We start from the raw sequence: 18,964 nt of genomic DNA, 5'->3' as shown, positions 1-18,964 counted from the left end.
CGCACTCAGGCGGCGGCGAGGCGGACGCCGTCGCGACCCTGCCGTTTCACCGCGTAGAGCGCCTGGTCGGCGCGGCGCAGCGTCACCTCGGGCGACTCGCCCGGCCGGGGCAGGGCGACACCGACGCTGATCGTGCGGCCGATCCGGCGGGCCGCCTCGGTGAGCCGTTCGGCCACCCGGACGGCCTCCTCGGGACGGCTCACCTCGATCACTGCGACGAACTCGTCGCCGCCGACCCGGTACAGCTCGTCACCCTGGCGCAGCGCGCCCTCCAACGCCCGGGCCAGGCCGACCAGCACCCGGTCACCGGCCTGGTGCCCGTACGTGTCGTTGATCGTCTTGAAGCCGTCCACGTCGATCGCGAGCAGCGCGGTCCGCCCCGGCGTGGCGCTGGCGATCCGCTGGCCGAACGGGCCGGTGTGCCGCAGCCCGGTCAACGGGTCGGAGCTGGCCTGCTCGCGCAGCCGATCCAGGGTGCGCAACCGGTCCAGACAGCTCCACGCCTGACCGGCCAGCAGCTCCATCAGGTTGACCGTGGTGGGATCGGGACGCAGCAGCCGGTCGTCGGCCACCAGCAGCACCCCGCCACGCCGGGCCGGGCCCACCGGCACCGTGACCAGCGTCCGGACACCGGCCCGCACCAGCGGCTCGTGTTCCACGGTCGGCGGGTGGCCCGCCTCGCCGAGGGTGTACCCGGCCCCGTAGCGATGCGCCCGGTCGATGATGCCGCGCAGCGCCTCCGGACCCGCCTCGGTCAGCTCGGCCCGCATCCGACTCTCCAGCTCGCCGGGCGCCACGGTCGGAGCACCCAGCCGTACGCCACCCCGGCCGCCGAGCACCAGGACGGCCGCGCCGAGCGTGGAGACGTCCCGGGCCGCCCCGATCGCGGCGGTCATCAGATCCCACTCGGTGCCGGCGGCGGTCATCGCGGCGGCGTGCCGGAGCAGCTTCTCGCTGCGGCTCTCCGTCGGTCCGCCCAGCGCGACGATCCGCGCGCCGAGGCGGGCGGCGACCCGCTCGGCGGTGGTCCGCCAGGCGGCGAGGTCGGCCGGGCCGGTCCACTGCACGTCGAGTACGCCGATGACCCGCCCGGCCGGATCCGGAACCGGCACGCACACCTCGGCGGTGACGTCGGGGCGTACCGGGATGTGATCGGGATCGGTCGTCACGTCCGGGGCGACGACCGCCGTGCCACCGGTGTAGACCCGGCCGACGATCCCGGCGTCCGGCGCGACGGTGGCGAAGACCTGCCAGGAGCCGGTGGCGGCGACACACCGGAGCCGGTCGTGCACGTGCAGCAGGACGGCGATGGTGGCGGGGGTGTGGCGGGCCAGCGAATCGACGGTGGCCTGGCACACCTCGGCGACGGTCGACGCCATCGGCAGGCGGACCGTCACGTCGCGGAGGACTTGCTGCTGATCCACTCGCACGTCGTTCCAGGTCGGGTACGCCTCCCGGCGGCACCGGGAGGATGACCAAGCGTACTCACCGGAAACTGGGAGCGAGCTGGACTCGTACACATGTGCTATCCACAGGCTGTGGATGCAGGCTGTGGACCAGCGCGGACGCCTGCGGCGACAGCGTGCCGGCAAGCGCGCCGAGCCGGCGGATCAGCCGCGAGCCAGGCGGCCGGTCTCCGCACCCTGCGCGTCCCGCAACACCAGCACGTCGCCGTCCAGGCCCGCCTGCCGCGCGGTGATGAGCCAGAGACCGGTCGGCACGTTGTCGCAGCCGATCATGGTGGAGACGCCCCCGGTCGCCAGGAACGCGCCGTCACCGCCGGTCGCCCAGCGTCCGGGCGCATAGCTGTTGCAGCCGTCCGAGCCGGTCCAGGTGCCGTCGGCGACGAACTCAACGGAGGCGGGCTTCGGCCATCGGCCTGCTGAATCAGCCGCCGCCCCCACCGGCACCCAACGTCCGACCAACTCCTCCGACGTGGGGCCGGCGAGGTGGGCGGGTAGCGCCGGGGGCGCGGCCAACCAGCGTCGCGTCTCGTCGGTCACCGTCGGCGGCCGGAGCCAGGACGGGTCCATGTCCGGTTCGCTGTCCGGTCGCCCACCGGGGCGCAGCCGGGCCAGTTCCGCACCGGCGTCGTCCAGGAGGACGCGGGTGTCACCGTCGGCGCGGAACCCGTCGGCCCGGAGCAGCCAGCCCGGTCCTGCGTCCGGCGCGGCAGTGCAGCCCCCACCGTCTCTGGTGGGAACGGTGTGCATGTCGGCGATGAGGAGGCCGCTCTGGTCGGCGTTCCAGCTCCCGTGCCGTACCCCGCAGCCGTCGAAGACCCGGAGAGAGCGGTCGGTGAACTGGACGACGGTGCCTGACCCCACGTCCGTACCGGCCGCCGTCCACGAGCCGATCAGCGCGGTCGGTTCCTGCTGTGCCGCCGAGGCGGCGTCGATCGTGACCGGATCCGGTCCGGTCGACGTGGTGTCGTGCTGTGCACATCCGGTGAGCACCAACGCGGTCGCGGCGATGGTGCCGATCAGGTATCGGCGCATGGTCCCCTCGTTCCCTCGGCCTGATGATGGGACGTCGGGTACGCCGACCCGGTTGCACGGGGCGACGAGAGGTTCCCGCCCGAAGGTCCACAGTGGTCGCCGAACGCATCGGACCAGGTCACCGTTCGGCCGGCATGTGGTCCGCCCCTCGCCGCACGGTGGGGCGCGGAGCGGTCGGCGGAGACGACCCGGCCGGCTGTCGATCGACAGCCGCCCGGCCGTAATCAGTGGCGCGCGGTGCGTGAGTACCTCACATTGCCGCAACTCGTCGTTAACCTCGCTCCGTCACGCGTCGGCGTGACATGTCCGCGCCGCAATTCGGCGCTTCCCGTGGGGGTAACACGCATGTCGAGAAGGTTCATCGGGCTGGTGTCCGCGCTCGCCGTGGCGCTCGGTGGCTCGCTGGCCGTCGGCGCTCCGGCGCAGGCCGCCACCCCGGCCATCGAGATCACGAAGGTCTACTACGACTCGCCGGGCACGGACAACCGCTCGAACGCCAGCCTGAACGCCGAGTACGTGAAGCTCACCAACCGGCGCGCCCGCACCATCAACCTGAAGAACTGGACGCTGCGCGACAAGGCCAACCACGTCTACACGTTCAGTGGGGACGTGAAGCTCGCCAAGGGCAAGAGCGTGGTCATCCGCACCGGCAAGGGCACGAACACCGCCAAGAACCGCTACTGGGGTTCGGGCAACTACGTCTGGAACAACACCGGCGACACCGCGTACCTGCGCAACGCCAGCGGCAAGCTGATCGACAAGTGCGCCTGGTCGAAGAAGGGCAAGGGATACACCGCCTGCTGAACGGGTAACCGTTGTTCGGCGCAAGCGTTGTGGCGTCGAGGGGAGTCTCTCGCACGGGCTTGATCTCACCGAGGCGTCGCGGTTCTCGGTGAGATCGAGTTCTGTCCGTGGGCCAAGGGATCACGGATGATGTGCCTCCTTGGCAGCGAGCCGTAGCCTGAGAGTCGTGCGCCGCCCACGCCTCCGATCGATCCTGTTCGGTCTCGGTCTCCTGCTCTGGCTGGTGGCCGGTCTCGGCCTGTGGTTCGGCTGGTCCGGTCGGTACGGGTCCCTGCTTCTGATCGCCGCAGGCGCACTCGTCCACGGTCCGAGCCTTGTTCAGGAGTGGCGGGAACGCAGGTCGAAGTCGCCGGAACCGGCGGACCGGGTACTCCGGCACTACCCCAAGTGGTGGTGACCACGTACATCGGAGGGCACGTCCCGCCACGGGACGTGCCCTCCGATGGTGCTGGTCGGCGGACGTGCGAGGGAGTCCTTGCCGGGTGAGATCTAATGATCTCGTGCCCAAGTTCTTCGACGCCACACTCAGCAACCACCTGCGCTACCCGCTGTGGGTCTTCGCGGTGCCGGTGGTCCTCTTCGCGATCATTCCCACCTGGATCCTGGCCGAGCGCGGCGAGATCTTCGCCGCCGTGCTGGTCGTGCTCGGCTACGTGCAGGCGGTCATGCTGGGGCGGGTCCGTCTCGCGAAGAGTCTTGTCGCCCAGGGGAAGGTGAAACCCGAGGACCTGGGCTGAGTCGCACCGCTCGCGGCGCGACCCAGCGCGGAGTCCCGTCCGTCAGCCGCCGAAGATCGGCTGACGGTGCACCTTGTGCTGGGCGGCCTGGGCGACCGGGCGGACGACGAGACGATCCACGTTGACGTGGCTGGGCAGCGCCACCGTCAGGGCGATGCACTCGGCGACGTCCTCGGCGACCAGCGGCCGGTCCACGCCCGCGTACACGGCGGCGGCCTTGTCCGCATCGCCGGCGAACCGGTTGACCGCGAACTCGTCCGTGCGGACCATGCCCGGGGCGATCTCGATGACCCGCACCGGTTCGCCGCAGAGTTCCAGCCGGAGCGTCTCGACCAGCGCGTGTTCCGCGTGCTTGGCGGCGGTGTAGGTGCCGCCGGACTCGTAGGTCACGTGCGCGGCCGTCGAGGTCACGGTCACGATGGTCGGCGCGTCGGAGGCGCGCAGCAGCGGCAGCAGCGCCTGGGTCACGTACAGCATGCCCAGGACGTTGATCTCGAAGCTCCGCATGAGGTCCGCGGGCGAGGTGGTGGCCAGCGGGTCGGCGCCCACCGCCCCGCCCGCGTTGTTGACCAGCAGGTCGCAGCGGTCGAGCCCGGCGGCGAGGGCCTGCACGGACGCCTGGTCGGTGACGTCGAGTGCAACGGCCTGTCCACCGATCTCGGCCGCCAGCGCTTCGAGTCGGTCCAACCGGCGGGCCGCCACCACGACGAAGAATCCGTCCTTGGCCAGCCGGCACGCCGTGGCCGCGCCGATCCCGCTGCTGGCACCCGTCACCACTGCGGTGCGCTTCATGGTGTTCTCCCTCATCAACCGGTGACGAAGTCTATCTGCGCGTTGATCGCCTCGGCCTTGGCGATGGCGTCGAGCGCGTCCGTGCCGGAGGCCAGGATGTAGCCGTTGCTACAGTCCGCGACCGTCAACAGCGGTGCGACCTCGTCGCCGGGGTTCTTGGTGATGACCACGGCGGTGTCCTCGGCGCCCAGCTCGAACAGGTACGGCATGAAGACCCGGGCCGACTCGCCGGGCGGGATCCGGCGTACCGTCGCCGGGATGTCCTCGCTGACGGTGATCGACGTGATCGGTCCCGGCTTCGGGGTCAGGAACAGGGCGACCGCGCCCCCGATCGGTGCGGGCGATTCGAGCGGCAGCTCGTCGATGCCCAACGGCACCGTCAGGAACATGCGGTTCAGGTCCAGACCGAAGGCACGGCGTACCAACTCCGGCGCGCCGCTGCCGGCCAGGCGCGCGTGGGATTCGAGCACCCGGGGTCCGTTCGGGGTGAGGACGAACTCGCTGTGTGATGGCCCCTCGGTGACACCGACGGCGTCCAGGAGCTTCGCGGTGAGTTCCCGGAGTTCCGCGAGGTGGGGCACGGCGACCCGACTCGGGGTGCTGACCTCCCACTCGACGAACCGGTCGTTCATCCGGTATTCCGAGTAGCCGATGGTGAGGTGCCGGCCCTCGAAGGAGAACGAGTCGACGCTCACCACCGGGCCGGAGAGGAACTCCTCGGCCATCGGGGCGGTGATGCCGGCGGCGGCCAGCTCCGACATGGCCTCGGCCACCTGCGCCGGGGTCCCGACCTCCTTGATGTGCAGGCTCGCCGCACCGTCGATCGGCTTGAGGACGATCTTCCCGCCGACCTGCTCCAGGAACGAGACGGCCTCCTCCACGGAGTTGACCACCTGGTAGCGGACGTTCTCCACGTCGGCCTTGGCCAGGCACTCCCGGGTGAGGGACTTGTCCTTGAGCGCGCGGGCGGTGAACTCGGTGACGCCGGGCAGGCCGAACATGTCCACGACGTAGCCGGACGAGATCGCGGCGACCTCGGTCGTGGTCATCACGCGGTCGAACGGGCGCTCGGCGTGCAGCGGGCTGAGCGCGGCGTGGATGGCCGGGCCGTCGTCCAGCGGAGCGTGTACGACCCGTTCGGTGTGCGCCAGGATGGACGGCTCGTACTTGCCCTCCTCGTGCACCAGCACGACGTCGATGCCGAGTTCCTTGGCGCCGTGGATCGGCGCGGGCATGCCACCGATGACGGCGACGCGATATTCACCCATGGTCATCCTCCTGGTGTCCGGGTCAGCTTGCATAGCAGCGGCGCAACCAGCGGGCGGTGTCCGCCGGACCGGGCCGGAACGCCCGACGGCGGTGCAGCACCCGGTAGTTGTCGAAGATCAGGAAGTCGCCGGGTCGCAGCACGAACGCCTCGGACCGCGCCTGGTCGAGGGCTCGTACCCACCGGTCGAGGGCGGCGGTCGCCGCCGGCGTGTTCGGTGCGACCGTGCCTAGGTCGAACCGCGCCCGCGTTCCCTCGTAGCTCTGCTCCAGCAATGCGGTGTCCCGCAGCGGCGCCGTCTCGTCGGTGGAGGCGGGTGGGCCGACGGTGAACTGGGCCGACTGCAACTCCTGCACGGTGGTCTCGTCCAGCGCGGCCACGGCCTCCTCGATGGCGAGGACCTCGGTGGGCACCTGCTCGTCGTTGCGGACCGCATAGAAGCTGAGATAGCGCGGGACGTACCGGCGCGGGTCGACGCCCTTGCCGCCGAAGGGGAGGTGCGGGTTGTCGGTGTGCCAGGAGAACTCGGAATCCGCCCCCCAGGAACTGGTGGTGCCCGCCGCCGCCGGGTTCGGGGCCACGTTGCGGATGTACCGGCCGGTGTTCTCGTAGTCGACCGCGAACGGCGTCAGCGAGAGCAGTTGCAGCAGACCGAAGTGCAGGGCGTTGGTCACGGCCATCGCGGGTTCGTCGGTGAAGCCGTCGCGCGGCGTGGCCGGGAACTCCTGCTGCGGCAGGTTGCCGATGGTCAGGACGTGCGAGCCGGTGGCCGGGTAGAACGTCAGTGCCTGGAGGATCTCGCCGGGCAGGTGGGTCTGCAGGGCGTGTGCACCGATGCCGGCGAGGATCGCCTCGTGGGCGTCCGAATCCAGTTCGATGTCGCAGACGGCGGCCGTGAGCTCCTTGTCGAGCAGGTCACGGGTCCGGTCGTTGAGATGGTGACGGGCCACCCGGAGTGCACGGGTCATCGTCGGCTCCGATCATGAGGGGTCGCCGCGAATCACCAACTCGCGGTCGGATCAGGTGCCACGTCCAGTCGTCGTGCACCCGAGACCTCACGATGCCGCACGGCGACAGCGGGTAACAACGCCGTCACGGAGGCCAGAAGTGGCCAGGCACCTTGCTGCCGTCTCTGCTCACCGGCCGGAGGTGAATAGACCTACGGGGTGCCGTCGCCCGGCGCGACCGGGGAGCGCACCGCGCCCCACCGGACCGACAACCGCGTTGCCGCCCGCTCGGCACGGATCTCCATGGCGTCGCCGACGACCACCGCCCGGTCGACCACCACGGCGGTCCCGTCCAGGGCGATCGTCGTCCGTTCGCTGACGAAGACGGGACTGCCGGGTGGTTGGCGCAGGTGCCCGACGGCCGGCGCGGCCAGCAGGGACGGGACGATCCGTTCCGAGGCGCGCAGGATGGCGACCCCGGCGTCGGCCAGCGCGGCATAGAGCGACGTCCGGACGAAGTCGCGGTCCTGGATCGTCGCTGCGTACGGTGGCCGGACCCAGGAGACCTGGTGGATGGCGGGACGGCCGTTGAGCAGGCGCAGCCGTTCCAGCCGCAGGGAACGCTCGCCGCCACCGTCGCCGAACCGATCGACCACCCAGGCCGGCGGTCGGCGCATCGCACCGGACAACACCTGGGTGACCACGTCGTGGCCCTGCTCGCGAAGGTCCTCCGTGAAACTGCGCAGCGTGTCCACGCGGTACGCGGCCTGGACCGGTGTGACGTAGGTGCCCCGCCCGGCCTGCTGGACGATGAGCCCCTGCTCGGACAGTTCTTGGAGGGCCTGGCGCAGCGTCATCAGCGTGACGCCGTAGTGGGTGCTCAGCTCCCGCTGCGCCGGCAGCGCCTCGCCGGGCTCGTACTCGCCCTGCCGGATCCGGGCCGCCAGGTCGGCCGCGATCTGCCGGTAGCGCGCGGTCGGTCGCCCACCCGCCGTCGCCTCACCCATGGGTGTCTCCCGTCCCTGCGGCCGTACCGGTGCCCAGTGTGGCCCACGGTCGGCGACCGGCCGCACCGGGCACCCGCCCGGCTCGCGTCACCCGGGAACTGGCGCGCCCACCTCGTCCAACGCCGCGCGGAACTCCGCGACCACGGCCCCGACCTGGGCGGGGTCCGCACCGTCGAGGACCATCCGCATCAGTGCCGAGGCCACCACCACACCGTCGGCGGCCTTGGCCGCCTCCACCGCGTGCGCGGGCTGCGAGATGCCGAAGCCGAGCAGCACCGGCAGGTCGGTCAGGGCCCGTAGGTCGCGGGCGAGCCGGACGGCGTCCTCGGCGAGCCGGTCGCGCTCACCGGTGGTGCCCATCACCGAGACGGCGTAGACGAAGCGGCGACTGCGCCGCGCGATGGCGGCCAGCCGAGGGCCGGGGGTGGTGGGCGCGGCGAGCAGGACCAGGTCGACACCGGCCGCCGTGGCACTGGCCGCCAGCTCGTCCACCTCGTCGATCGGCACGTCGGGCACGATCAGCCCGCTCACCCCGGCCGCCGCGAGGTCCGCGCAGAACGCCGGGTCGTGCATCACCAGGTTGTAGTAGGTCATGGCGATCAGCGGTACGTCGACGTCCACCTCGGCGAGATCGTCGAGGATCGACCGGACCGTGGCCCCCTGTTGCAGGGCGCGGTAGGACGCCTGTTGGATCGTCGGCCCGTCGAGGATCGGGTCGGAGAAGGGGAGCCCGATCTCGATCATGTCCGCGCCGCTGCGCGCGTACGCCTCGACGTACCTGGTCCAGTCGGGTCGGATGCCCCCGGTCACGTACGGGACCAGCAGCTTGCCGCTCATGCGGTCTCCCGGATGGTGTGGATGTCCTTGTCGCCCCGGCCGGAGAGCGCGACCAGCACGGTGCTGAACGGCGGCAGCTCGCCGCTCTCCGCGGCGCGGATCACCCAGGCGATGGCGTGGGCCGATTCCAGGGCGGGCAGGATCCCCTCGGTGCGGGCCAGCCGCCGGACCGCTGGGATGACCTCGGCGTCGTTGACGGTGACATAGCGCGCCCGGCCGGAGTCGTTGAGGAAGGCGTGCTCGGGGCCCACGCCCGGGTAGTCGAGCCCGGCCGCGATCGAGTGCGCCTCGCTGACCTGGCCGTGCTCGTCCTGCAGGACGTACGAGCGGAATCCGTGCAGCACGCCGACCCGGCCGAACGCGACCGCCGCCCCACCCTCGGCCTCCACGCCGACGAGTCGGGCCGGGGTGTCGACGAAGCCGGCGAAGGTGCCGGCGGCGTTCGAGCCGCCGCCGATGCAGGCCACGACGTAGTCGGGCACGCCGGTGCGTAGTTCGGCGGCGCACTGTGCGCGCGCCTCCTCGCCGATGACCCGCTGCAACTCCCGCACGATCCACGGGTACGGGTGCGGGCCCATGACCGAGCCGATGCAGTAGTGGGTGTCGTCGACCCGGGTGACCCACTGCCGCAGCGCCTCGCTGGTGGCGTCCTTCAGGGTGCGGCTGCCGCCGGTGACCGGAACGACCTCGGCGCCGAGCAACTCCATCCGGAACACGTTCAGCGCCTGACGCTCGACGTCCTTGGCCCCCATGTAGACGGTCGCCTCCAGGCCGAGCAGCGCGGCGGCGGTGGCCGTGGCGACGCCGTGCTGGCCGGCGCCGGTCTCGGCGATCAACCTCGTCTTGCCCATCCGGCGTGCCAGCAGGGCCTGGCCGAGCACATTGTTGATCTTGTGCGAGCCGGTGTGGGCGAGGTCCTCCCGCTTGAGCAGCACGTTGATGCCGAGCTCCTCGGAGAGCCGCCAGGCGGGCGTGAGCGCGGTCGGGCGTCCGGCGTGCACCGCGAGCAGGCGGTCGAGGTCGCGGCGGAAGCGCTGGTCCGCCCATGCCTCCCGGAACGCCGTCTCCAGCTCGGTGCAGGCGGGGATCAGCGACTCGGGGACGAAGCGACCCCCGTGCCCGCCGAATCTGCCGCGCTCGCCGGGATCGGCCATGACGCTGCCGTTGGGCAGCACGGTCAGGTCGGTCACGTGGACTCCAACTGTTCTAGAACTGTTGAAGTCAGGATGACACACCCGGCAGGCCGGACGGAAGCCCGGTTCATCGAGAACCCACGCCGTCCGGGTCGCGGGGACGCGCTCGACGTCCGGGCGGGGCACCGTCCCGAGGCGTACCCGGATCGTCGCCCGGGTGGCCACGCATGGTCCGCAGCGGCGAGAAGTAGACCGGCAGGACGGCGACCAGGCTGAGTACGGCCCCCACCCAGAGGGCCTCCCGGAGCCCGACGCGTTCTCCGAGGAACCCGCCGAGGAACGAGCCGACCGGCATGGCCCCGAAGACCAGGAAACGGATGGTGGCGTTCATCCGGCCCTGCAACTCCTGCGGACACAGTTGCTGGCGGATCGCCATGCTGTTCACGTTGTTGATCACCAGGCCGGTGGAGACCAACGCGTTGCCCGCCCCGGCGAGCCAGAGTCGCCAGTCGGCGTCGGCGAGCGGCACGACCAGACCGGAGACGCCGGCCACCGCCATGCCGACCCAGACCGCCGGTCCCGGCCCGATCCGGGCGGTGACCCGCCGGACGACGAACGCCCCGACCAGCCCGCCGATCCCGCCGACGGCGAACCACAGTCCCACCGTTCCCGGGGCGATGCGCAACTGTTGGGCGAGCAGGACCACCACCACCGTCCCGGTGACGAAGACCCCGAGGTTGAACAGGGCGCCCGAGACGGCGAGGGCCCGCAGGGACCGGTGTCCGAAGACGAACGACAGCCCCTGCCGGATCTCCCGGACCAGGTGGCGGTCGGTGCCACGCGCCGGAACGGCCTCCCGCATCCGGATCCCGCAGAGGACCACCGCCGAGGCCAGATAGCCGCCCGCGACGGTGAGCACCGCGAGCGGCGCCCCCAGCCACTGGACCAGGTAGCCGCCGAGCGTGGGACCGCCGACCTGCGCGACGGACCGGGTGCTCTCCAACTTCGCGTTGCCCTCGACCAACTGCCCGCGTTCGAGCAGCAGCGGCAGGTAGCTCACGTACGCGGTCTCGAACAGCAGCGTCCCCACGCTCACCCCCAGCGCGACCACGTACAACTGGGTCAGGGAGAGCACGTCCAGGTAGGCGGCCACCGGCACCCACGCCAACAGCAGACCGCGCCCGAGGTTCGCCACGATCATGACGGGACGCTTCCGCCGCCGATCCACCCACGCACCGGCGGGCAGGCCGACCACGAGGAAGGCCACGGTCTGGAACGTCGCCAGCAGCCCGGCCTCGAACGCGGTCGCGTCCAGGGCCAGGATCGCCACCAGGGGCAGGCCGACCCGGCTGAAGTGCGCGCCGAACTGCCCCAGGGTCTGCGTGGCCCACAGCAGCCGGAAGTCGCGGTGCACCAGGAGCGTCACGTGTGGAACTGGATCTGCTGGTCGACCAGGACGCAGGTGGCCACCGCCGAATCGGCGTCCGCACCGGTGGCCAGCACGTAGCCGGAGCTGCAGTCCGCGAGCGTCTGGATCGGGGTGATCACGTCGCCCGGATTCTTGTGCACGACCACGCCGACCGGGACGTCGACCAGCTCGCCGAGCAGCGGGAGGTACACGTCGGCCAGCTCGCCGGGCGGGACCCGCTTGACCACCGCCGGGATGTCCTCGGCGACCGTGACGGCGCGGATCTCCCCGGGCTCGGGCCGTAGGAACCGGATGGCGGCACCCGCCGTGGGCTGCGGAGACTCGGCGGGCAGCGCGTCGATGCCGAGCGGCACGGTCAGCCACATCCGGGCCAGGTCCAGGCCGTAGGCCCGGCGGACCAGCTCCGGGATGGCGTGACCACCCATCCGGGCGTGCGACTCCAGCACGCGGGGACCCCGCTCGGTCAGGACGAACTCGCTGTGCGAGGGGCCCTCGGTGAGTTCGACCGCGTCCAGCAGTCGCACGGTGAGGTCCCGAAGCTCGGGCAGGTACGGCGCGACGAGCCGGCTCGGCACGCTGACCTGCCACTCCACGTGGTACGAGTTGACCAGGTACTCGGAGTAGCCGACGGGCAGGTGTCGGCCGCCGAAGGAGAACGACTCGACGCTCACCACCGGACCGGTGAGGAACTCCTCGGCGAGCACCGAGGTGTTGCCGGCCTCGGTGTGCACGCGCCAGGCGTGGCCGAGCTCGGTCGCGTCCGCCACCCGCAGGATGTTCCGGCTGGCGGCGCCGTCGACCGGCTTGAGGACGACCGGGCCGCCGACCTCCGCGAGGAAGTCGCGCGCCTCGCGTTCGGAGCGCACCACCCGGAACCGGACCGGGCTCAGGTCGTACTTGGCGAGCCGCTCGCGCATCAGCGCCTTGTCCTTGAGCAGGCGGGCCGTCTTCTCCGAGGTGCCGGGCAGGCCCAGGCCGTCCACCACGTGTCCGGTGGGTACGCCCCACGGCTCGGAGACGGTCAGCACCCGGTCGAAGGGGCGCTGCTCGTGTAGCGGGCGCAGCACGTCGAGCATCGCCTCGCCGTCGGCCAGCGGGGCGTGCACGATCCGCTCGCAGTGCTGGCGGATCGACTCCTCGTACTGCCCCGGTTGGTGCACCAGGACCACGTCGACGCCCAGGTCCCGGGCGCCCTTGATCGGGGCGGGACGGCCTCCGATCACGGCTACTCTAAACATCGGTTCCGCACCTTCTCGTGGGGTTGAGGGGTTGCCCGGCCATCGCTGCCGGCTCAGGACAGGCCGAGCTGATCGGCGAGCAGCGCGGCGACGATGTCGTTGCCCTCGTCGGTCAGGTGGGCCCGGTCGACGTACAGCCAGGACTTGTCGGTCACGGCCGCGCGCAGGACCGGGTTGAGGTTCACGAAGCGGACGCCCTGCCGCTCGCAGGCGGGTGCGAGAGCGTCGGCGTAGCGCTGCCCGGCCGCCACCGAGGAGACGTCGCCATAGAGGGCCTCCCACGTGCCCAGCTTGGAGATCCGGTCCAGCTCGTCGAAGATCAGCTTCTCCTCGGGCGCCGGCTCGGCCCGCAGCCAGGTGGCCATCGGCTGCAACACGAAGGAGACCCGGGCGCCGGTGGCGGCGGCGAGCACCTGCCAGCTCGCGAGGTGCCGGCCGACCAGGTCGACCGCGCTGGCGATCGCGTCGTCGAGTTCGGGACGGACCTCGTCCGGCGACGGCCAGGAGGGTACGGCCGGCTTGGCCCGGCGACCGAAACCGCGTGACGTCTTACGGTGCCGGGCCCGTACCTCCTCCATCTGCTCGAAGAACTCGCCGCAGAAATAGAACGGTCCCTGGTCGGCGCGGTGCATCTCGACCAGCCGGGACATCACCAGGGTGTTGAAGCCGCTGAGGATGACGATCTCCTCGACCGGCGGCAGCAGGTGCCGGTAGAGCAGGAACAACAGCAGTTCCTGGGTCGAGTTGTAGCAGTGGCCGGCATAGGTGAGCCACGGGCGGGACGAGGCGTGCTTCGTCCACAAGCGCGACGCCATCGTGGTCGCGTCGCTGGTGGAGCCGTACCCGAGCGGGACGGACCCGCCGACCAGCAGGCGGACCGGCCCGTCGGGCAGAGTGCTGCCGACCGAGGCCTGCTCGTCGACGCCGTGGGAGATCCGGAAGCCCAGCCGGTCGGTGTTGATCGCTTCCGACCGGTAGTCCGGCCGGTTGAAGTACATCAGGTACGGGAGGTACTGGGTCTCCCCACGGGACGAGAAGTCGTCGTACTGCACCATCTGCGGCGTCAGGATCTCGCGCTGGAGTTTCACGTCGTCGGTTCTCCTTGTCGGAAGGGGAAGGGAAGAGGCGGAGGGGTCACCAGAGCGGACTGACGTCGGTCCGGCCGGACTGGTCGGAGTCCGCCACCTCGTCGGCGAGGATCCCGAGCTGGGCGATCCTGATGCCGGCCTGGAAGCGGCTCGACACGTTGAGGCCCTTGAGGATCGAGGAGATGTGCCGTCGGCAGGTGCGCAGCGCCATGCCCAGCCGGTTGGCGATGGCCTCGTCCTTGAGCCCGGCGGCCATCAGCCGGAGGATGGCCATCCGGGTGCCGAGCGACACCTCGTCCATCTGGTCCTCGGCGAGTTCGAGCGGGATCGCGTTGGCCCAGAGGTGCGTGAACGTGCGGTGCAGGTACTCCACCACCACGTCGTCGGAGATCACGGCGGCAGCGTGATCCGCCGTCCCCGGTGCGTCGACGGGCACGAAGGCCACCCGGCGGTCGAAGATGATCAGACGTTCGAAACTCGCCGCCGTGGTGCGGATGCCCCCGCCGTACGCCGCGACCGCCTTGGCCCGGGCCGCGAGGCCCGGATTCGCGCGGGCGGTGTGGTGGTACACGAACTGGCACCGCAGCCCACGTACGAAGATCGAGGTCACCGACGCCTCGGAGGCGCTGAACTGGTCCGTCGACCGGGGACCTCCCGGACGCAGCGAGAGGATCTCGGTGGCGCAGCGCAGGATCGCCGAGTCGATCTCGTCGCGAATCGCCTTCTCGCCCTGGACGACCCGTACGCCGTCGTGCTGCCGGCCGTACTCGGCCAGCCGCCGGCCGATCGACTGGAGCACCCGGCTGTTGGCGGCCATCGCCTGTTCCCGCTGGCGGATCTCGTCGGTGAGCGGCGCGTTGAGGATGCTCAACGCGACGTCGGGATGCACTGCGGTCAGGCCACCGTCCTCGGCGCGGGAGAGCAGGCGACGCCGGACCAGGTTCTCGCAGGCGTGTGCCCACTCGCCCCGGCTGATGCCGATCTCCGGCGGCGGGCGGTCGGCGTGGAGCCGACTCCCCAGCACCGCGTGTTCGTACGCGGCGGACTCGGCGCTGCTGAGCGGGCCACGCTGCTGGTGGACGCAGGACACGGAGGTGCTCATCGTGGCGTCAGCGTGCCGGCGGCAGGTCCGACCGGCTGGGCACGCACTCCAACCAGAGCTGGCCCGCCGTACGCCGGATGGCCTTCTCCACGTCGTCGGTGGCCGCGCCGGAGAACCGGAACCGTGCGCCGACGTGCTCGTAGCCGCCGGCCTTGGGGATCTCGGTGCCGACGGCCGGGATCACCCGGGCGTAGGGCCACTCGGACACCGGCAGGTCGAGTTCCGCGACGGTGATCCGGCAGGGCGCGGGCACCGGCGTCGGCACCAGCAGCCAACCGCCGACCCGCTGGTCGCTGATCTGCCGCACGATCGGGCTGCGGCCGAGCTGGATGTGGATCGCCGCTTCCATCAGGTCGACGCCGTGCACCTCGCGCCAGACGAACGGGATCTCGGCGCCACCCACCCGGGAGCCCGCTTCCAGGAAGTTGATCCGGACGGTGCCGTCGGCCTCGGTGCCGACGAACGCCTCCATGTGGAACACCCACGGTGCGTCACCGAAGGCGGCGCAGGCGTCGGCGAGGAACCCACCGAGCGGACCGAGCAGGTCGGCGTCGTCCACCTCCACCGAACCGAGCACGTCTCCGGCGGCGAACTCCATGCAGGTGTTGACGTAACGCGAGGCCCGCCAGGGACCAAGCTCGGTGCCGGTCCACAGGCCGTCGATGTGGAAGACCTGGTCCGGGCAGAAGGTCTGCACCATCCGGGGTTCGGGCGGCAACCGGTCGAGCGCGGCCAGGTCGTCGACCGAGTTCAGCCGCAGCACGTCACGGCTGGCCGTGCCCCGACGGGGTTTGACGATCAGCGGCCAGCCGTGGGAGTCCGCGAACCGCACGACGGCCTGCGTGTCCGGTGCGTCGGCGAACGTCGGGACGGCGACGCCGCCGCGCACGACGGTCTGCGCCATCACCAGCTTGTCGCGGAACCGGGCCAGTCGGTCGGGCCGGTCACCGGCCACCGCCAGGCGGGCCCGCAGCTCGGCCGCCGTGTCCAGGTCGCCCTCGTTGAGGGCGACGATCCGCTCGGGGACGCCGAATCGCGCGATCAGTCCGTCGGCGGCGGCGCTCACCAGGTCCAGGCGGTCGGTGGCGGCGACGAGCGCCACGGCCGCAGCCGACGCGGGTACGGCGGCCGTGGCCAGTTCGGTGCAGACGTACGTGACGTGGTGCAGGTCGTGATCGAGGTATTCCGCGTACCCCGCATAGTGATCGCGCCAACGGTGAATGATCAGAATGTGTGGCTTCATCGGGGCGTGCTCCTCGCCTTTCCGTCGATCCCATGATTCGAATAGGCGGCGAGTTCGAGGTCGCCACCGAACACGTAGTCAGGAAGTCGCTCGGCGGCACGCAGTAATTGCCCGACGTTGCCGGAATCGACTATTGCGGTACCGATGCCTCCGTCCGGTCGAATGCCATGCTCGCCGCGAGACCGATCAGAACGGTGCCCATCATGTAGCGCTGTGCCCGCAGCCAGGCCGGCTTCCGGGAGAGGAAGGCGGCGACCGCACCCGCGGTGAGCACGATGAGGCAGTTGACGGTCAGTGCCACCGTGATCTGGATCAGCCCCAGGGAAAGGCTCTGCGCCGCGATGTCGCCCTTGGCCGGGTCGACGAACTGCGGGAGGAGCGACACGTACAGCACTGCGATCTTGGGGTTGAGCAGATTGGTCATCAGGCCCATCGTGAACAGCTTCCGGGGCCCGTCGACGGGCAGGTCCTTGGGCGCGAAGGCGGACTGGCCACCGGGCTTGAGGGCGTTCCACGCCAGCCACAGCAGGTAGCACGCACCCGCGATCTTGATCGTCGTGTAGAGCGCGGGCACCAGCGCGAACACCGCCGAGACGCCGGTCACCGCGGCAAGCAGGTAGACGAAGAATCCGACGGCGACCCCGAGCAGGGAGACCAGGCCGGCCGGGCGGCCCTGGGTGATCGACCGGGACACCAGATAGATCATGTTCGGCCCGGGGGTGAGCACCATTGCCAGGGCGACGGCGGCGATGCCCAGCCCTGCGTTGACGTCGATCACGTCTTTTCTCCTGCTTCGGATAATGGGCAGCCGAAATCACAGCGGCCGTTCGTGGAAATCCCAGTAGGTGCTCAGCTCCGGCTGCAGCTTTCTGCGCAGCGGATCGCGAAACACCCGGAAGAATATACCAACCGGAACGAATATCAGAAGATAGGCCAGGATCCACAGAAGTTTCATGATCAACCCTCGTCGGTGCGGAAGCGGTCGGTCAGTCCAGGGCGATCTCGTCGCGCCAGTCGCCCTGCTCCCGCCATGCGGGCTGGTCGGCCTTGTGCAGGAGGAAGTTGCCCATCGCGAGCAGGTCGATGTTGGTGCGCATGAAGCACTGGTAGGCGTCGTGCGGAGTGGCCACGATCGGCTCACCCCGGACGTTGAACGAGGTGTTCACCAACACCGGGCAGCCGGTGATCTGCTTGAACGAGGTCAACAGCCGGTGATAGGCCGGATTGGACCGGGCCGTCACCGTCTGCACCCGCGCCGAATGGTCCACGTGGGTCACCGCCGGAATCGTCGACCGGTGCACCTTGAGCCGGTCCAGCCCGGTGGCCGTCGCCGACTCCGACACCTCCCGGCGTTGCCGCCCGGCGACCGGCGCCACGATCAGCATGTACGGGCTCTCCTGGGCCAGGTCGAAGTACTCCTCGACGTCCTCGGCCAGGACCGAGGGCGCGAACGGTCGGAACGACTCCCGGAACTTGATCTTCAAGTTCATGGTCGACTGCATGTCGACGTCACGCGGGTCACCGATGATCGACCTGGCGCCCAGAGCCCGGGGCCCGAACTCCATCCGACCCTGGAACCAACCGACGATCTTGCCGGTGGCCAACTCCTCCGCCACGTGTTTGGCGATGGCGTCCTCGGCCAACCGGGTGTACGGCACACCGAGGTCGTCCAGGAAACGGGCGATCTCCTCGTCGTCGAACGCGGGACCGAGCAGGGCGGAGGACATCCCGTCGCCGCCCTCGGCGAGGTGTGCGCGGGGCGCGCCCGACTCCGTCGCGACCATCAGGGCGGCACCCAACGCGCCCCCGGCGTCACCGGCGGCCGGCTGCACCCACACCGAGTCGAAGAGCCGCTCCCGGACGACCTTGCCGTTGGCCACGCAGTTCAACGCCACGCCGCCGGCCAGACACAGGTTGGTCTCCCCGGTCAGCTCGCGGGCGGTCCGCGCCAGCCGGGTCACCACCTCCTCGGTCACCAACTGCACCGAGGCGGCCAAGTCGAACTCGCGCTCGGTCAGCGGGCTCTCCGGCTCGCGCCGGGGGCCACCGAACAACCGCTCGAACCCACGGCCGGTCATCACGCGACCGCGCAGGAACTCGAAGTTGCGCATGTTCAGCCGGAACGAACCGTCGTCCTTGACGTCGATCAGGTGCTGCCGGATCACGTCCGCGTAGCGCGGCACACCGTACGGGGCCAGCCCCATGAGCTTGTACTCGCCGGAGTCGACCTTGAATCCGCAGAAGTAGGTGAAGGCCGAGTAGAGCATGCCCAACGAGTGCGGGTACCGGATCTCCGCCACCTGGCGCAGCTCGCGGCCCTGCCCGTGCCACAGCGTGGTGGTCGCCCACTCGCCGACGCCGTCGATGCAGAGCACCGCCGCCGACTCGTACGGGCTGGGCAGGAACGCGGAGGCCGCGTGGGACTCGTGGTGCCGTCGTACGCTGATCTCCGGGACCTCGGCCGACCCGAGCGCCGCCAACGACCGGCGTACCTCGCCGATGGTGTCGCGCTTCCAGGACATCCACTCGGGCAGGACCCTGGTGAACGCCTCCAGCGAGAACGGTGCCGAGCCGGCGAAGCTCGTCAGCACCCGGCCGAACTTCAGCTCCGGGTCCTCGTAGTAGGCGACGGCGTCCACGTCGCTCAGCGTGACGCCGCCCTCGGCCAGGCAGTACCTGACGGCCTCGGCCGGGAAGGACGGGTCGTGGCGCTTGCGGGTGAACCGCTCCTCCTGGGCGGCCGCGATGGGCGTGCCGTCCCGCACCAGCACCGCCGCGCTGTCGTGGTAGTAGGCGGACAACCCCAGAACCAGCTTTCCCACTGGCGTTCCCCTCGATCGTG

At 70.7% G+C, this 18,964-nt stretch carries 19 protein-coding genes; 3 read left to right on the top strand and 16 right to left on the bottom strand.

The features are described from left to right. Positions 1-5 precede the first annotated feature (5 nt). Together ACZ31C_RS10355 and ACZ31C_RS10350 are read right to left on the bottom strand one after the other, a co-directional pair. Positions 6-1,379, bottom strand: a complete 1,374-nt coding sequence (locus tag ACZ31C_RS10355) for a GGDEF domain-containing protein (RefSeq protein WP_465795028.1) — start codon at positions 1,377-1,379, stop codon at positions 6-8. Positions 1,380-1,610: 231 nt separating this feature from the next. After that, positions 1,611-2,498: an META domain-containing protein gene (locus ACZ31C_RS10350; protein WP_465794951.1), complete on the bottom strand. Its 888-nt coding sequence runs from the start codon at positions 2,496-2,498 to the stop codon at positions 1,611-1,613. A gap of 345 nt (positions 2,499-2,843) precedes the next feature. On the opposite strand from ACZ31C_RS10350, the gene ACZ31C_RS10345 reads away from it, so the two are divergent. The 3 genes from ACZ31C_RS10345 (at position 2,844) to ACZ31C_RS10335 (ending at position 4,039) form a co-directional block, all read left to right on the top strand. After that, positions 2,844-3,302: a lamin tail domain-containing protein gene (locus ACZ31C_RS10345; RefSeq protein WP_465794950.1), complete on the top strand. Its 459-nt coding sequence runs from the start codon at positions 2,844-2,846 to the stop codon at positions 3,300-3,302. Between the two features lie 166 nt (positions 3,303-3,468). Next, positions 3,469-3,699 (top strand): hypothetical protein, encoded by a 231-nt coding sequence (locus ACZ31C_RS10340; RefSeq protein WP_465794949.1) that lies wholly within the window; start codon positions 3,469-3,471, stop codon positions 3,697-3,699. 103 nt (positions 3,700-3,802) lie between these two features. After that, positions 3,803-4,039, top strand: coding sequence for a hypothetical protein (locus tag ACZ31C_RS10335; protein ID WP_465794948.1), 237 nt, complete (start codon positions 3,803-3,805; stop codon positions 4,037-4,039). Between the two features lie 42 nt (positions 4,040-4,081). Here ACZ31C_RS10335 and ACZ31C_RS10330 read toward each other — a convergent pair whose 3' ends face one another. The 14 genes from ACZ31C_RS10330 to ACZ31C_RS10265 form a co-directional block, all read right to left on the bottom strand. Beyond that, a complete protein-coding gene (locus tag ACZ31C_RS10330) occupies positions 4,082-4,831 on the bottom strand; it encodes an SDR family oxidoreductase (protein WP_465794947.1) in 750 nt (249 codons plus the stop codon). Between the two features lie 14 nt (positions 4,832-4,845). Then, complete coding sequence (locus ACZ31C_RS10325; RefSeq protein ID WP_465794946.1) at positions 4,846-6,099, bottom strand: ATP-grasp domain-containing protein; 1,254 nt, start codon at positions 6,097-6,099, stop codon at positions 4,846-4,848. Positions 6,100-6,121: 22 nt separating this feature from the next. Further along, a complete protein-coding gene (locus ACZ31C_RS10320) occupies positions 6,122-7,066 on the bottom strand; it encodes a TauD/TfdA family dioxygenase (protein WP_465794945.1) in 945 nt (314 codons plus the stop codon). Between the two features lie 191 nt (positions 7,067-7,257). Further along, the gene (locus tag ACZ31C_RS10315) at positions 7,258-8,052 is read right to left on the bottom strand and encodes a GntR family transcriptional regulator (protein WP_465794944.1); all 795 of its coding nucleotides are present in this window, start codon (positions 8,050-8,052) and stop codon (positions 7,258-7,260) included. Between the two features lie 87 nt (positions 8,053-8,139). Then, complete coding sequence (trpA, locus tag ACZ31C_RS10310) at positions 8,140-8,889, bottom strand: tryptophan synthase subunit alpha (protein WP_465794943.1); 750 nt, start codon at positions 8,887-8,889, stop codon at positions 8,140-8,142. Beyond that, the gene (trpB, locus tag ACZ31C_RS10305) at positions 8,886-10,079 is read right to left on the bottom strand and encodes a tryptophan synthase subunit beta (RefSeq protein WP_465794942.1); all 1,194 of its coding nucleotides are present in this window, start codon (positions 10,077-10,079) and stop codon (positions 8,886-8,888) included. Before trpB ends, trpA begins: the two co-directional genes overlap by 4 nt. Before the next feature lie 70 nt (positions 10,080-10,149). Continuing rightward, entirely contained in the window at positions 10,150-11,448 is a 1,299-nt protein-coding gene (locus ACZ31C_RS10300; protein ID WP_465794941.1) for an MFS transporter, read from the bottom strand. Next, positions 11,445-12,689 (bottom strand): ATP-grasp domain-containing protein, encoded by a 1,245-nt coding sequence (locus ACZ31C_RS10295; RefSeq protein ID WP_465794940.1) that lies wholly within the window; start codon positions 12,687-12,689, stop codon positions 11,445-11,447. Before ACZ31C_RS10295 ends, ACZ31C_RS10300 begins: the two co-directional genes overlap by 4 nt. Positions 12,690-12,742: 53 nt before the next feature. Beyond that, positions 12,743-13,777, bottom strand: coding sequence for an SGNH/GDSL hydrolase family protein (locus tag ACZ31C_RS10290; protein ID WP_465794939.1), 1,035 nt, complete (start codon positions 13,775-13,777; stop codon positions 12,743-12,745). A 46-nt stretch (positions 13,778-13,823) separates the two neighbouring features. Continuing rightward, on the bottom strand, positions 13,824-14,879 hold the full coding sequence (locus ACZ31C_RS10285; RefSeq protein ID WP_465794938.1) for a helix-turn-helix transcriptional regulator: 1,056 nt from the start codon (positions 14,877-14,879) through the stop codon (positions 13,824-13,826). Between the two features lie 7 nt (positions 14,880-14,886). Further along, the gene (locus ACZ31C_RS10280; protein ID WP_465794937.1) at positions 14,887-16,122 is read right to left on the bottom strand and encodes an ATP-grasp domain-containing protein; all 1,236 of its coding nucleotides are present in this window, start codon (positions 16,120-16,122) and stop codon (positions 14,887-14,889) included. Between the two features lie 130 nt (positions 16,123-16,252). Next, the gene (locus ACZ31C_RS10275) at positions 16,253-16,900 is read right to left on the bottom strand and encodes a LysE family translocator (protein WP_465794936.1); all 648 of its coding nucleotides are present in this window, start codon (positions 16,898-16,900) and stop codon (positions 16,253-16,255) included. Positions 16,901-16,936: 36 nt separating this feature from the next. Continuing rightward, positions 16,937-17,077: a hypothetical protein gene (locus ACZ31C_RS10270; protein ID WP_161594902.1), complete on the bottom strand. Its 141-nt coding sequence runs from the start codon at positions 17,075-17,077 to the stop codon at positions 16,937-16,939. 31 nt (positions 17,078-17,108) lie between these two features. Then, positions 17,109-18,944 carry a carbamoyltransferase family protein gene (locus ACZ31C_RS10265; protein ID WP_465794935.1) on the bottom strand — a complete coding sequence of 612 codons (1,836 nt, stop codon included), beginning with the start codon at positions 18,942-18,944 and terminating at the stop codon, positions 17,109-17,111. Positions 18,945-18,964: the final 20 nt, after the last annotated feature.

The sequence above is a fragment of the Micromonospora sp. NPDC023869 genome (genome assembly GCF_055559695.1).
Note: the sequence above shows the minus strand (reverse complement) of the source record. Positions and strands in the feature narration are given on the sequence as shown.